General features: G+C 72.9%; 11 protein-coding genes. 6 read left to right on the forward strand and 5 right to left on the reverse strand.

Annotation, left to right across the window (positions count from 1 at the left end):
- The first annotated feature begins 18 nt into the window (after positions 1-18).
- Together KBY19_RS09760 and KBY19_RS09765 are read left to right on the forward strand one after the other, a co-directional pair.
- A complete protein-coding gene (locus KBY19_RS09760) occupies positions 19-1404 on the forward strand; it encodes an acyl-CoA dehydrogenase family protein (RefSeq protein WP_210965599.1) in 1386 nt (461 codons plus the stop codon).
- Positions 1383-1898: a nitroreductase/quinone reductase family protein gene (locus KBY19_RS09765; protein ID WP_210957238.1), complete on the forward strand. Its 516-nt coding sequence runs from the start codon at positions 1383-1385 to the stop codon at positions 1896-1898. Before KBY19_RS09760 ends, KBY19_RS09765 begins: the two co-directional genes overlap by 22 nt.
- Positions 1899-1946: 48 nt before the next feature.
- On the opposite strand, the gene KBY19_RS09770 is transcribed toward KBY19_RS09765, so the two are convergent.
- Positions 1947-2594, reverse strand: a complete 648-nt coding sequence (locus KBY19_RS09770) for a TetR family transcriptional regulator (RefSeq protein ID WP_099882025.1) — start codon at positions 2592-2594, stop codon at positions 1947-1949.
- A 306-nt stretch (positions 2595-2900) separates the two neighbouring features.
- Between KBY19_RS09770 and KBY19_RS09775 the strand changes: the two genes are divergently transcribed.
- The gene (locus KBY19_RS09775) at positions 2901-5918 is read left to right on the forward strand and encodes a PQQ-binding-like beta-propeller repeat protein (protein ID WP_210965600.1); all 3018 of its coding nucleotides are present in this window, start codon (positions 2901-2903) and stop codon (positions 5916-5918) included.
- A gap of 77 nt (positions 5919-5995) precedes the next feature.
- On the opposite strand, the gene KBY19_RS09780 is transcribed toward KBY19_RS09775, so the two are convergent.
- Positions 5996-6967, reverse strand: coding sequence for a hypothetical protein (locus KBY19_RS09780; RefSeq protein ID WP_210965601.1), 972 nt, complete (start codon positions 6965-6967; stop codon positions 5996-5998).
- Positions 6968-7157: 190 nt separating this feature from the next.
- Here KBY19_RS09780 and KBY19_RS09785 point away from each other — a divergent pair, with 190 nt between their 5' ends.
- Together KBY19_RS09785 and KBY19_RS09790 are read left to right on the forward strand one after the other, a co-directional pair.
- Positions 7158-7712: a hypothetical protein gene (locus KBY19_RS09785; RefSeq protein ID WP_143674886.1), complete on the forward strand. Its 555-nt coding sequence runs from the start codon at positions 7158-7160 to the stop codon at positions 7710-7712.
- 175 nt (positions 7713-7887) lie between these two features.
- Positions 7888-8472, forward strand: a complete 585-nt coding sequence (locus tag KBY19_RS09790) for an RICIN domain-containing protein (RefSeq protein WP_099882015.1) — start codon at positions 7888-7890, stop codon at positions 8470-8472.
- 43 nt (positions 8473-8515) lie between these two features.
- On the opposite strand, the gene KBY19_RS09795 is transcribed toward KBY19_RS09790, so the two are convergent.
- The 3 genes from KBY19_RS09795 to KBY19_RS09805 are packed head-to-tail and all read right to left on the reverse strand — an operon-like array spanning position 8516 to position 10931.
- On the reverse strand, positions 8516-9316 hold the full coding sequence (locus KBY19_RS09795) for an enoyl-CoA hydratase/isomerase family protein (RefSeq protein ID WP_099882013.1): 801 nt from the start codon (positions 9314-9316) through the stop codon (positions 8516-8518).
- Positions 9313-9786 carry a Zn-ribbon domain-containing OB-fold protein gene (locus KBY19_RS09800; RefSeq protein WP_099882011.1) on the reverse strand — a complete coding sequence of 158 codons (474 nt, stop codon included), beginning with the start codon at positions 9784-9786 and terminating at the stop codon, positions 9313-9315. The genes KBY19_RS09795 and KBY19_RS09800 overlap by 4 nt, the downstream gene beginning before the upstream one ends.
- A gap of 5 nt (positions 9787-9791) precedes the next feature.
- Positions 9792-10931, reverse strand: coding sequence for a lipid-transfer protein (locus KBY19_RS09805; RefSeq protein ID WP_099882009.1), 1140 nt, complete (start codon positions 10929-10931; stop codon positions 9792-9794).
- Between the two features lie 118 nt (positions 10932-11049).
- Here KBY19_RS09805 and KBY19_RS09810 point away from each other — a divergent pair, with 118 nt between their 5' ends.
- Positions 11050-12717, forward strand: coding sequence for a FadD3 family acyl-CoA ligase (locus KBY19_RS09810; RefSeq protein ID WP_307843481.1), 1668 nt, complete (start codon positions 11050-11052; stop codon positions 12715-12717).
- The last annotated feature ends 66 nt before the right edge of the window (positions 12718-12783 follow it).

Raw genomic sequence — 12783 nt, forward strand, 5'->3', positions numbered from 1 at the left:
CGTGAGGAGGCACCGCGGATGGACACCGCGTTCACCGAGGAGCAGAACGAGATGCGGCGCACCGTGCGAGATCTGCTGGCACGACGCTGTAGGCCCGACGAGGTCAAGACAGCCGTGCGGACCCCGGAGGGATACGACACTGCCCTGTGGGACACCCTCGCCCGGCAGCTCGGCCTGCCCGGCCTGGCGCTGCCCGAGAGATACGGCGGGACCGGCTGCGGCACCGTCGAACTCGCCCTCGCCTTCGAGGAGGCGGGCCGCACCCTGTTGCCCTCGCCGCTGCTGCCCACGGCCGCGCTCGCGGCCCCGCTCCTCGCCCGGCTCGGCAGCGCGGACCAGCGTGCCCGACTGCTGCCCCGCCTCGCCTCCGGTGAGCTGACCGCGGCCCTCGCCGTACCGGGCAGCACTCTCTCCTCGGCGCTCGGCCTCACCGCGCCCGGCCCCGGGCCCGGGTGGGCGGGCGGTGGGCGCGCGGGCGGCGTCCAGGCGACGTACCGCACAGCCGGCGGGGGAGCGGGCTGGCGGCTGTACGGGGAGGTGGACCAGGTGCTCGGCGGCCATAGCGCGGGGCTGCTGCTCGTCGCCGCGCACACCGGCGGTTTCACGCGCAGCCGCACGCTGCTCTTCCTGGTCGACGGCGCCGCGGACGGCCTCGTGCGTACCCGGCAGACAGCACTGGACGAGACGCGCCCCGTCGCACGCGCGGAACTGCGGGACGTGACGGCGATCCCGCTGGGCGGCAACGACGGGGACCGGGGCGACGCACGCGACGGGGAGCGCGTCGGTGAGCCCGATGGCGACATGGCTCACGAACTCGCGTCGGCCGGGCCACGGGTGGCCGCCCTCCTGGCGGCCGAGGCCGTGGGCGCTGCGGACGGCGCCCTGGCCCGTACCGTCGAGTACGTCAAGGTGCGTGAGCAGTTCGGGCGACCCATCGGCTCGTTCCAGGCGGTACGGCACCGGCTGGCGGACGTCTACGTGCAGGTGCAGGCGGCACGCTCGGCGGCGTACTTCGCGGCCTGGGCGGCCGACGGGCCGAGGCCGCTCGATCAGGACGGCGGCGAGGCCGCCACGGCGGGCGGGACGGCTCTGGGCCAGGCGCTGGAGGCGCTGGGTTCGGCCGCCGCCGAGGCGGTGCAGCTGCACGGCGGTGTGGGTTTCACCTGGGAGCACGAGGCGCACCTGTACTTCAAGCGCGCGGCCGGTGACGAGCTGCTGTTCGGCCCGGTGCACCGGCTGCGGGCGTGTGCGGCGGACCGCGCGGCGCTGTTCGGGCCGCGCGAGGGGGCACGCGGGGAAGAGCGCGAAGGCGAACACGGACGCGGGCACGAACGCAGGGACGAACGCAGGGACGAACGCGAGGGAGAGGCGGGCGCTGTCCGATGGCCGGGAAGAGCGGCTTGAAGCTGATCCAGAAAACGTCGTCGACCAGGGCTTTCGCCCGGATCGCCCCGCATGTGGTGCCCGTGCTGGACCGGGCCGTGCACCGGCTGTCGGGCGGGCGGACGATGCTCAGCACCCAACTGCTGCCCGGAGTCGTACTGACCTCGACGGGCGCCAGGAGCGGACAGCAGCGGCGTACGCCGCTGGCGTGCATGCCCGAGGAGGAGCGCGGGAGCTGGCTGCTGGTGGGCAGCAACTTCGGGAAGCCGGGTCACCCCGCGTGGACCGTCAATCTGCGCAGGCACCCGGAGGCGTGGATCAGTTACCGAGGGCGGGACATTCCCGTGAGGGCGCGGCAGTTGGCCGGGGACGAGCGGGAGGAGGCCTGGCGGGAACTGCTGCGGTTCTGGCCGCCGTACGCCGTCTACCAGGAGCGCATCGAACGGCGGATCCGCATTTTCCGCCTCGAACGCCGGGAACCGGTGAAGGCCGACGGCGAGAGCGGACACGAATGAGCTGAGGGAGAAGAGCTGAGTTTGTGAGGGGGGAGGGAGCCGGATCGGCTACTTGGCGGGCTTCTTGCCCGTCACGCCGAGGTGGACCAGCAGGGCGAGGCTCGGCTTCAGCTCCGCCTGCTTGACGCCCCAGCTCTGGAAGCCCTTCTGGTGGCCTGCCACGGAGGCCAGCATGGCGACCAGGGAGCCGGCGACGGCTGCCGCGTTGATCTCCTTGTCCACCTTGCCCCGGGACTGGAGGTCCTTGATCGCGTCGGCGAGTGAGTTGTTGACCGAGTTGAGGATCTTCATGCGGATCTTGTAGAACCGCTTGTCGCCCTCCGCGGCGCCCAGATCGACCACGCGCAGGATCGCGTCGTTCTTGCGCCAGAAGGTCAAGAACCCCTCCACCAGGTCCTCGGCCGTCTGCCGGCCGGCCTTGCCCACCCAGGAGCGGCCGGCCACCAGCTCGGTGAGGCCCGCGCCCTCCTTGGCCATGGCTTCCGCGATCTCCAGGACGGCGCCCTCGACATCGGGGAAGTACTGGTAGAAGGTCGCCGGAGAGGTGCCCGCTCTCCGTGCCACGTCGATGACCTTGACGTCGCGGTAGGGCGACGAGCTGAGCATCTCGCTGAGGCAGTCGAGCAGCTTCTGCCGCGTCGCCTGACCGCGGCGTCCGGCCACCCGGCCGTCGACGGTTCGCACTTGTCCTGTCATGCCGTCAGCTTACCGAGGGGTGATCGGCCCGCGATTCGTCAGCGGGCAAACGGGGTGCGCTGAGGTTGTCGACCGGCGAGGGGGCAATCGGGGTGATACGGGACCGAGATCGGATGCCGGATTCTCCGGGTCATTCCGGGCTTTGTCGGGCCACGAAGACACTTACGTGCCGCCCCCGGGTTCGCAACCGACGCGTTCGCCAGGAAGAATCGGCGTCCGGACCGCCAGGTCCGGCACGGCAGTGAGAGGCTGCACGGGGCGGGAACGGGCAGATTTTACGGCCCCTACGGGGAGGTGGCAGGACAAGTGGTGGAGCAGCTTACACAGCACGATCCGCGGCGGATCGGCCCGTTCGAGGTGCTGGGCCGTCTCGGTTCCGGCGGTATGGGGCTGGTCTACCTGGCACGCTCCGCGTCCGGCCGCCGGGTCGCGATCAAGACGGTGCGCACCGAACTGGCCGAGGATCAGCTCTTCCGGGTGCGCTTCACCCGTGAGGTCGAGGCGGCGCGGGCGGTCAGCGGCTTCTACACCGCCGCCGTCGTCGACGCCGACCCGCGCGCCGCCGTGCCGTGGCTGGCCACCGCCTATGTGCCCGCGCCCTCCCTGGAGGAAATAGTCACCGAGTGCGGACCGGTGCCGGTGCAGGCCGTGCGCTGGCTGGCGGCGGGGGTCGCCGAGGCGCTGCAGTCCATCCACGGCGCCGGACTGGTGCACCGCGACCTCAAGCCGTCCAACGTGCTCGTGTTGGAGGACGGCCCCCGTGTCATCGACTTCGGTATCGCCTCCGGCGTCTCCAACACCCGGCTGACCATGACGAACGTCGCCGTCGGTACGCCCGCCTACATGTCGCCCGAGCAGGCGCGGGACTCCCGCAGCGTCACCGGCGCCAGCGATGTCTTCTCGCTCGCCTCGACGCTCGTCTTCGCCGCCACCGGCCATGCGCCCTTCCACGGGGCCAACCCCGTCGAGACGGTCTTCATGCTGCTGCGTGAGGGCCCCGACCTGGAGGGGCTGCCGGAAGAGCTGCGGCCTTTGATCGAGTCCTGTATGCGGATGAACGCCGAGGAGCGGCCCACACCCGCCGATCTCCAGGCCCAGCTCGCACCGCACCTGTTCGGCGCCGGCAGCGACGACAGCGGAACGGTTTCGGCCTGGCTGCCCTCCACGGCCGTCTCGCTGATCGAGCGGCGCAGGGGCGGTCGCGCCATGCGGTGGCAGAACGCGGCAGCCGCAGCGGGTGCGGGCGGGGGCGCGGATGCCGCAGCCGGGGCCGGTGGCCCCGGGCGCAGCAACGGTGCGGCGGGCGGTTCCGCCGATCCGGTGGGAGCCGGTGCGGGCGCCGGTGGCGGTCCGGGCGCCGGTGGCTCGGCGCTGGGCTCCGTGGGGCCCGGCGGCCCCCCGGCAGCAGGGCGCGCGGCAGCGGGCCAGGACGCGGCGGCCTCCGGCCCGGGTGCCGCGGTGCCCGAGTGGGACCAGGGCATCCCTCCGGGCCCACGCGCCGTCGGTGGCTCCCACGGCGCCCAGGGCGCTCCCGGCGGCTCGGGGCCCTCCGGCGGCTCGGGCGCCTCCGCGAGTGCGGAGGCGGGCCCGGGCTCCGGCTCGGGGCCGGTCGTCTCGCGTCCCGCCTCCCAGCCCGGGAACGCCGATGGCGGGTCCGTGCAGCTGCCCGGGGCCCAGGTACCCATCGGGCCAGGCCCCCGGCGCCCGGACGAGACCGGCCGGGAAGCGGGGGCCGCCCCGACCTCCGACTGGGTGCGCCCGCCCGGCGGGGGGCAGGAAGGCACCCCGCAGTCCTCCGCCGCGCAGCCGTACGCGCAGTTCCCGCCGCAGTCCGGGCCCACGGCGCCGCCCTCCGCGCCGCCCGCGGCGTCCCCCGCTGCGGCTGCCTCGGCGGCGGCCCCCGCGGCGTCGGGCGGGGCACCCGCGGCGGCACCGTCCGCCCATCCGCTGGCCCGCCCCTACGGCGCTCCGGGACCGCGGCACGCAGGCGGCTCCGACCATGGCGGCGGGCGGGGCGGACAGCCGTCGGCCTCCGCCTCGCCCGCCGCACCGCCGCTCCAGCAGCCGCCCGCCGGGCCACCGTCGCAGTCGTCGTCCCAGCCGTCGCCGCCTTCCCCGTACACCGTGCAGCCCCCGCCGTCCGCGGGGCCGGGGCACGCGAGCGGTGGCGGGTCGCAGTCCGGCGGACCGCAGCGCTGGCGGCCCTGGCGGTTCCGGATGTCGAACGATGTGTGGGGCTCGCCCGTCGTCGCCGACGACCTGGTGTACGTGACGTCGTTCGAGGTGCACGCCCTCGATGTGGCGAGCGGGCGCAGGCAGTTCAAGACGCGGGAGGTCGCCTGGTCGATGGCGGTCTCCGGCGGGCGGGTGCACGCCTCGGACGGTCCCAGTCTGTACGCGCTCGACGCCACCGACGGCTCCGAGCGCTGGCGGCTGGCCACCGACGGCTGGGTCTACTCGCTCCAGGTCGACCGCGGCACCGTCGTCACCGGCACCCGTGGCGGCGGCGTCCAGGCGTGGGAGGCCGCCAGCGGCGAGAAGCTGTGGGAACTGACCGGCGCGCAGACCGACTTCGAGACCCCCGAGGCGGGACCGGTCATCGCCGACGGCGCCGTCCACACGTGGGCGGACGGACGGTTGTACGTGCTGGAGGCGCGTACGGGCGCGGAGCGCTGGTCGTACCCGGTCGGTGACGCCTCCGCCACGGGCGGCGTTCCCGTGCGGGTGACGGCCGCCGAGGACGGGACCGTGTACGTGTGCGCGGGCTCCCGGGTGTTCGCGCTGGACGCCGCGACGGGCCGTGAGCGGTGGCGGTTCGACGCCCCGGCCGCCTTCCTGTGCCCGCCCGCCTTCGTCCCCGGCCCCGGGGTGACGGGCGGTGGCGTCTATCTCGCCGACTATCTGGGCACCGTCTACGCGCTCGACTCCGGCAACGGCCACGACCGCTGGCGCATCGCCACCGAGGCGCGGCACTCCACGGAGCCGGTCGTCACCGCGGACGGGCTGGTGCACCTCGGCAGCGGGAGCGCGCTCTACACCCTCGACGCCGTGAGCGGGACGCCCCGGTGGCGTTTCGCTACGGGCGCCGATGTGGTGGGCGCGCCCGTCGTGGCCGACGGACGCGTCCACTTCGGATCGGCCGACCACTGCCTGTACACCGTCGACGCGGTGGGTGGACAGCTCCGGTGGAAGCTGGCGACCGGCGGGGAGATCACCGGCTCGCCGGTCGTCGTCGGGGGCGTGGTGTACGCGTGCAGCAAGGACCGTTGCGTCTACGCGCTGGACGCGACGAAGGGCACCGGCCAGGCTCGGCACTCCGCCTGAGTCCGAGTCCCCGGGGCTCCCGGCCCCCGGCCCCCGGCCCCCGGCCCCCGGCCGTCGCCTGCGGGGCGCGGGGGCGTTCAGGCCGCGTCGCGTCCGCGGTGCGGCCAGGTGTCCTCGTCGTCGGGGCGCTGTTCCTGCGACGGAGGCGGCGCCGTGGGCAACCGGCGGGTGTTGTCGGGAGGGTTCTCACCGGTGCCCTGGTCCTCGGGCCGCGGTTCGTACGGCTCGTCCAGGGGAGCCCCCTGGGTGCCGGGCTGGGACTCGTACGGCTCGGTCTCCTCGGGGACCGGAGGCCCGGCGTACTGCTGCTCCGGACCCTTGAAGGACTGCTCCGGTGGCGGGGCGGCCCCGGGTTCGGGAGGCGGTGGCCCCGGAGGGTACGGCTCCTGGGTGGGAGCTCCCCGCATCCCGGGCTGCCCCGGATACGGCTGTTGCTCGGGGTACGGCTGCTGCCCCGGATACGGCTGCTGCCCCGGGGGCGGCTGCTGCGGCGGCGGTGGCCCCGCGAGCGGCTGTTCCAGGGTGTCCTCCTCCCTCCCCGGCTCCCCGCGGAAGCCGCCTCCGGCCACGGCGCCCCCACCCGCTGCCGCACCCGCCGTCGCGGGCTCCGCGGCGTGCCGGCGACGGGCCGCGGCGCGGCGGCCGGTCATCAGCGCACCGGCGAGCAGCAGTAGGAAACCTCCGCCGAGGGCGAGCCAGGCGCCGGAGGCGAGCCCTCCGGTGTTGCCCGCGGAGAGGCTGCCGGCGGCCTGCCCCTGCCGCACCATCCACAGGATGGTGAATCCCAGCCCCAGCACGCCCGCGAGTGCCACGGTCGCCCGTGAACGCAGCAGCACCCCGAGCACGGCCACGACCGCCACGACCAGCATCAGCACGAACAGCCCGGTGAACAGGGCCGCCTCGGCGCCGGTGATACCTCCGCCCTGGAAGAGTTCGTCGAGGCGGAAATCACGCCCGAGGCGGCCGTCGTACCACGGTCGGAAGGGGCTGTATACGGCGGCCGCCGCTCCGATGAGGGCGAGTAGCGACCCGATCAGGTTCCGGATCATGGTCTCGCCTCACTTTCCGGCGCCGCTGAAGGCGCCGCACGGGTGCGCGATCCGCATTCGACGCTACGCCGCCGGGAACCCCCGCGCCACTGCGGGCGTCTTGAGCCGGAGATAGTTGTACTGCACGCGACAAGTACCGGAGCCGGTCGTCGCGGAGACGAGCACTCATCGGGGGAGTTCTGTGAAGCGGATGCGTCACCTCAAGCTGCTCGCTGCCGTCACTGTTGTGCTGGTGGCGCTGAGCGGTTTCAGCCCGGCCCGCTCCTCGGGCGGTCGCGGCGGCAGCAAGAGTTCCAGCAGCGGCGGTCACGGCGGCGGCGGTTGCAGCAGCAAGAGCTCAAGCAGCCACAGTTCCAGCAGCGGTTACGACAGCGACGACCGTTACGACAGCGACGACCGTTACGACAGCTACGACAGCAACACCACCTCGGGCAGCACCACCGGCGGGTCGAGCCGCGAGCGGGCCGAGGGTTCCGGGACGGTCACCGAGTGCGCGGCGGCCAAGGGCCGGAAGCCCGAGAACGGCAAGGAGCCCGGTGCGACCGTCCGGGTCCGCAACGCGGGCAGCCGCACCGGGACCTTCACCGTCGACGTCACCTTCCGCGATGTGAACGGGGACGTCGTCGACACGGGCTCGGCCCTCACCACCGTGCGGGCGGGCCGCAGCAAGTCGGTGGAGGTGCCGATGGACCACCCCGAGGATGTGCGGAAGGTCGAGGAGTGCGAGGTCACCTCCGTCTCCTAGAAAGCAGCAGGCCAGCCGGGCGATGACAAGGGAACACCACGCCGGACGCGCGTATCAAAGGGTCCGTCGTGCGGATGAATGCTGATGATGCGCCGGGCAGTTGGTGCGTTCGGGCGATCATCATTCTTGGCGTCATGCTTCGCGTTCTGCGTAGTTCACCCAGGAGGGAACACGTATGCCCATTTCCCGAGGAAGCCGCCGCCTGCTGTCCGTCTCCGTCTCCGTCGCCGCTGTCTGCCTGACCGGTGCTCTGGGAAGCACCAACGCTTCGGCGGCTCCCGGCGACCGGGACGTGATCAACAAGACGGACGGCAGCCGACTGGCCACCTACAGCGACAGCAAGGCCGACGGCGCCACCGTGATCAGCCTGCGCGACCCGGCATGGAAGTACAGCTCCGAATCCTGGCGGGCGGAAGGGTCCGGCTGGGACTCCGGAACCGGGACCTCCACCCGAGTGCTGCGCAACGTGGCTGCCGACAAGTGCCTCCAGCCGGCCACGGCGAATCCCCAGCGCGGCACTCATCTCGTCCTCAAGACGTGCAACGGGTCCGACCTGCAGAAGTGGGTCCTGCACCCGGCCAAGTCCGGCGGGCAGAACTCCGGTTGGTGGATGTGGACACCGAAGGCCGACAACAAACTGGCCATGACGCTCAACCGCTACGGCGACGGCTCGTGGAACACCCTCCACCTCGACACGGCCTATCCGAGCGACGACCGGCTGTGGCGCATCGCCCCCGACGACCAGCCCTGGAATCTCTGATTCCACTCTCCGGTCGCCGGTGGTGACCGCTTGACCCGCCCGCCTACCGGGTACGGAAAGTGACCCCGTACCCACCCCGGCCCCGCCCCCGCTCGCGGAACAGCTCCGCCTGTTGCTCCGGCGGCAGGTTGCCGAGTGCGATCAGGGGCGGGGCCTGGGCCATCGCCTGGTTGCGGGCGGTCTCCTTGGCGGCCCACACCGCGCGCACCGTGCCCTGCACGGCCCCGGGCGGGTAGGAGGCCAGCGTACGGGCGCAGCGCAGTGCCGCCCCGAGCGCACCGCCTTCCGGGGCGAGTTCGGAGACGAGGCCCGTCTCGTAGGCGCGGCGTCCGGAGATGCGCTCGGCCGCCCCCATCAGTGCCATCCGCGCGACCTCCCCGAACGGCATCCGCTGTGCCATCGCCATGGACTCGTAGGCACTGACCATTCCGTAGCTGGTGTGCGGGTCGAAGAAGGTGGACTCCTCCGTCGCGATCAGGAACTCCGCCTCGCTCAGCAGATAGAAGGCGCCGCCGCAGGCCATGCCCTCGACCGCGGCGACGACCGGAATCCACAGGTCGTTGCTCTTCGGGCCGATCGACAGCAAGGGGTCCTCCACCGCGAACGGCGCGTGCGGTTGGGGGACGGCGCCCTCCTCGGCGACGGCGGCGCGGTCGATGCCCGTGCAGAAGGCCCGGCCGCCCGCTCCGGTGACGACTGCGGCGCGCACCGAGCGGTCGGTGCGCAGCCCGCGCCAGACGGCGGTGAGGGCTTGCGCGTCGGCCAGATCGAGCGCGTTGTGCTTCTCGGGCCGGTCCAGCGTCACTGTCGCCACGCCGTCCTGCCGCTCGATACGGACGGTCACGGCCGCTCCAGGACCCAGCGGGGCAGGACCATCCGCCGCTCCCCGTCGCCGACTTCTCGGAAGACGGCCCGAACCGGTGCTCCGACGCGCAGCTTGCCGGCGGCCATCGAGCCCAGCGGCGCGTGCGGTGTGGCAACGAGGTTGCCCACCAGCCGGATCGCCGGATCGTCGGCCAGTTCCACCACGAGAACGTTGTAGGGGGCCGCTTCGGCGTAGCCGGGCAGCAGCGGCGGATGGGCCACCACGTACGACCAGATACGGCCGCGTCCGCTCATCCGCTGCCACTCGGCCTCGAACGACCGGCAGCGCGGACAGCACGGTCGTGGCGGGAAGCGCCGTCTTCCGCAGTCGGAGCACGTCTGGACGCGCAGCTCGCCGTCGGCCGCGTACGACCAGAACGGCGCTCCGTCGTCGTCGGGTTCGGGCAGCAGCAGTCCGGTCTCCGGCGGGCCGGTGGGGGCGGTGGTCATGGCTGTCAACTCCTCAGCAGCAGTGCGGAGGTGGGCACGCCCTCGCCTGCGGTGACCAGACAGGTCGTGGCGTCGGGCACCTGGGCGGTGGAGGTGCCGCGCAGCTGGCGGACGCCCTCGGTGATCAGGTTGAAGCCGTGCACATAGGCTTCGGACAGTCCGCCTCCGGAGGTGTTCAGCGGCAGCCGTCCGCCGATCTCCAGGGCGCCGCCCTCGGTGAAGGCCGCTCCCTCGCCGCGTCCGCAGAAGCCGTAGCCCTCCAGGGAGAGCGGGACGAGTGCGGTGAAGGCGTCGTAGATCTGGGCGACATCCACATCCTGTGGACACAGGTCGGCGTGCTTCCAAAGCTGCTGCGCCGCCGTCCAGGCCGGACCGCGCAGGGGGTCCTCGGCCCAGTAGTTGACCATTCCGTGGTGCTGCGCGGGCAGTCCCTGCGCGGCGGAGTGCACATACACCGGTCGTCTGCGGCAGTCGCGTGCCCGGTCGGCGGAGACCACGACGCACGCCAGTGCGCCGTCGGTCTCCAGACAGTTGTCGAACAGGCACAGCGGTTCGCTGATCCAGCGGGAGGTCATGTACATCTCGCGGGTCAGCGGCCGCTCGTACATCATCGCGGCGGGGTTCTGGTTGGCGCGGTTGCGGCACGCCAGTGCGACGTTGAAGAGGTGGTCGCGGGTGGCGCCGTACTCGTGCATGTAGCGGCGGGTGAGCATGCCGATCTCGTCGGCCGGGCGCAGCAGTCCGAAGGGGCGGGTCCACTGCGCCGGGGTGGGCAGCTGCACGGTGGTGTTGCGCCACGGTCTGCCTCCGGAGCCGCGTTTGCGGGAGCGCCAGGCGACGCCGACGGTGGCCTGGCCGGTGGCGACGGCGGTGGCCAGGTGGGCGACGGTCGCACAGGAACCGCCGCCGCCGTAGCCGACCTTGGAGAAGAACGTCACGTCGCCCGCGCCGATCGACTTGGCCACCTCGACCTCGTCGGTCTCCTCCATCGTGTACGAGGCGAAGCCGTCCACCTCGCTCGGGGCGATCCCCGCGTCGTCCAGCGCCCGCAGGATGGCGCGGCAGGCGAGGGCCTTCTCGGATTCGGGGAGCCGCTTGGCGAACGGCGTCTGGCCGATGCCGACGATCGCCGTGGCGTCCTTCATGGCGTCCTCCCGGACGTGCTCAGGGCGTGCTGGCGGTGCTGACAGTGCGGGAGGCTACCGCTAACCTGACGGTGTGTCAGGTGGTAGTGCCTGTCGGCCCGGCCAAGGGAGGCGCACGGTGAGCGGCACGGACTTCTCGCCCGCGTACGGAACCGGCCCGCGGACCATCCCCCAGCTGGTGCGGGCCGCCGCCGAGCGGTACGGGCCGCGGGAGGCCGTCGTCGAGGGGCGCACCCGCGTCTCCTACGCGGAGCTGGGGGAGCGGATCGAACAGGCCGCCGCCGCCTGCCTGGCCTCCGGGCTGGAACCGGGCGACCGGGTGGCCGTCTGGGCGCCCAACACCCTGGACTGGATCGTCGCCGCACTCGGCGCCGTCACCGCGGGCGGCGTCCTGGTTCCGCTCAACACCCGCTTCAAGGGCGCCGAGGCCGCCTATGTGCTGGAACGCACCCGCACCCGGCTGCTGTTCGTCACCGGCACCTTCCTGGGCACCTCGTACGTCGCCTCGCTGCGCCGCGCCACCGCCGAGGGGCCGGGCCCGGGGCCGCTGCCCGGACTGCCGCAGCTGCGCGAGGTGGTGGTGCTCGCCCAGGACGCACCGGAGACCTTCCGCACCTGGAGGGAGTTCCTCGCGTCGGGCGCCGCCGTCTCCCTCCGGGCGGTACGGGAGCGTGCGGAGCAGATCGCCCCCTCCACGCCCTCCGACATCACCTTCACCTCGGGCACCACCGGGCATCCCAAGGGCGTCGTCATCACCCACGAGCAGACGCTGCGGGTCTACGCCTGCTGGAGCGAGCTCGCCGGGCTGACGGAGGGCGACCGCTATCTCATCGTCAACCCGTTCTTCCACACCTTCGGCTACAAGGCGGGCATCATCGCCTGTCTGCTGCGCGGCGCGACGATGATCCCGCAGCCGGTCTTCAACGTGGAGGCGGCGCTGGCCCATATCGCCACCGAGCGGGTCAGTGTGCTGCCGGGGCCGCCCACCCTCCACCAGTCGCTGCTCGACCACCCGGCCCGCCACCAGCACGACCTGTCAGCGCTGCGGCTGGTGGTGACCGGCGCGGCCGTCGTCCCCCTGGAACTGGTCGAACGGCTGCGCGCCGAGCTCAAGGTCGGCACCGTACTGACCGCCTACGGGCTGACCGAGGCGTCCGGCACCGTGACGATGTGCCGCCGCGGCGACCCGGCCCAGATCGTCGCCGGCACCTCGGGCCGGGCCATACCGGGCACGGAGGTGAAGGTCGTGGCCTCCTCGGGTGCCGAGCAGCCGCCCGGCACCCCCGGCGAGGTGCTGGTGCGCGGCTACCACGTGATGTCCGGCTACTACGAGGAGCCCCGGGAGACGGCCGAGGTCCTCACCCCGGACGGCTGGCTGCGCACCGGCGACGTGGGCGTCATGGACGCCGACGGCAATCTGCGCATCACCGACCGGATCAAGGACATGTTCATCGTCGGCGGGTTCAACGCCTACCCGGCCGAGATCGAGCAGCTGCTCGCCCGGCACCCCGGCATCGCCGAGGTGGCCGTCGTGGGCATCCCCGACCCCCGCCTCGGCGAGGTCGCCAAGGCCTTCGCCGTACGCCACCCGGGCGCGACGGTCACCGCAGACGACCTGATCGCCTGGTCCCGCCGGGAGATGGCCAACTACAAGGTGCCCCGCGAGGTCGAGTTCGTCGCGGAGCTGCCCCGCAACGCGAGCGGGAAGGTCGTCAAGACGCGGTTGCGGGAGACCGCGCGAGGACATCGGTGGCCGGTGTCCCGAACTGGGCACGGCCATCGGTGACGGCTCTCCCCCGCGCGGCTGTCGGACCGTGTCCGGCAGATCAGTCGAAGGGCGCTGCTGCGCACT

Source organism: Streptomyces sp. B15, assembly GCF_018070605.1.
Taxonomy (GTDB): Bacteria; Actinomycetota; Actinomycetes; order Streptomycetales; family Streptomycetaceae; genus Streptomyces; species Streptomyces smyrnaeus.

Excerpts from the sequence above, each read along its gene's own strand:
- KBY19_RS09770 (WP_099882025.1), bottom strand. The coding sequence starts at position 2,594 with ATGACAGGACAAGTGCGAACCGTCGACGGCCGGGTGGCCGGACGCCGC.
- KBY19_RS09780 (WP_210965601.1), bottom strand. The coding sequence starts at position 6,967 with ATGATCCGGAACCTGATCGGGTCGCTACTCGCCCTCATCGGAGCGGCG.
- KBY19_RS09805 (WP_099882009.1), bottom strand. The coding sequence starts at position 10,931 with ATGAAGGACGCCACGGCGATCGTCGGCATCGGCCAGACGCCGTTCGCC.
- KBY19_RS09765 (WP_210957238.1), top strand. The coding sequence starts at position 1,383 with ATGGCCGGGAAGAGCGGCTTGAAGCTGATCCAGAAAACGTCGTCGACC.
- KBY19_RS09790 (WP_099882015.1), top strand. The coding sequence starts at position 7,888 with ATGCCCATTTCCCGAGGAAGCCGCCGCCTGCTGTCCGTCTCCGTCTCC.
- KBY19_RS09785 (WP_143674886.1), top strand. The coding sequence starts at position 7,158 with ATGCGTCACCTCAAGCTGCTCGCTGCCGTCACTGTTGTGCTGGTGGCG.
- KBY19_RS09800 (WP_099882011.1), bottom strand. The coding sequence starts at position 9,786 with ATGACCACCGCCCCCACCGGCCCGCCGGAGACCGGACTGCTGCTGCCC.
- KBY19_RS09760 (WP_210965599.1), top strand. The coding sequence starts at position 19 with ATGGACACCGCGTTCACCGAGGAGCAGAACGAGATGCGGCGCACCGTG.